Origin of the sequence: Demequina salsinemoris, assembly GCF_000974805.1 — a bacterium.
Taxonomy (GTDB): domain Bacteria; phylum Actinomycetota; class Actinomycetes; order Actinomycetales; family Demequinaceae; genus Demequina; species Demequina salsinemoris.
The window spans coordinates 1-874 of the sequence record NZ_BBQZ01000019.1; the positions used below are offsets into that span (position 1 = coordinate 1).

Annotated in this window: 1 protein-coding gene; it reads right to left on the reverse strand. The window is 67.7% G+C overall.

The genetic code is table 11. From position 1 onward, the window contains the following. A partial coding sequence (locus AOP78_RS14645) for a DUF222 domain-containing protein (RefSeq protein ID WP_152659602.1) occupies window positions 1–874 on the reverse strand: 874 nt, incomplete at both ends.

An 874-nucleotide genomic window follows, 5' to 3' on the forward strand; every position in this document is an offset into this window, starting at 1 on the left:
CCGCGCTCCCACCAGCGGATGTGATGCGCCTCGCAATGCTGCACCGGGGCATGACATCGCGCACAGCCGCCATCCCTCTCGATCATCCCCAGGCGTTGATACCGGCTGAACAGGCGCTGCTCACGCCCCAGCTCCATCACAGCGCCCTCACGGCTGAGCACCTCGGGAATCACCCCCGCCTCCCCCGCCAGACGCCGCAGCGCCGCCACGGACACCGGCTGGTCCATCCCGTCGATCGAGCCCAACCCCACACCGGACTCGAGGTCAGCCAGATTCATACGGATCACCATCGTGGTGCGCACCCCCGAAGCCTCCGTACCCGCACAGCCCAACGCGTGACGTGCAAGCTCATACAGCGCATCCGCACGCATCTGACCCGGCGTACGGCTGTCGGCGAGAGCACCCGCGCCCGTCGCGCAGGATCCCGCCTCGGACGCGGCGCCTTCGCACCCGACCGCTCCTTCGCCTCCACCAGCGCTCTCATGCGCCACACCGTCGCGGCCCGTCCCTGGACGCGCCTGGTTGCGCACATCACGGGTGGTCATCTGCTCCAGCACCGCGATGATCGGCGCGGCCGTGACCGCGTCGAGCCTGCCGTGGAACACGGTCATGCCATCACTGTCCTGCTTCCACCACAGATACCGCTCGGCGTGGTTCTTCTTCTCGCGCTGCTCAAGGCACTCCTGGCTGGCTCTGGCCACCATGCGAGCCACGAGCTTCGCGATCTCATGCGCGCTCTTGCCCTTCACCCGCGCCACCAGCCGCTCCTCAAGAGCATCCAGCACCGCCTGATCAAGCTCCCCCACCAGCTTGTTCAAACCCTCCACGATGATGCCCGCCGCATCAGTGGACAGCTCACCCGCAAGCTGCCCGG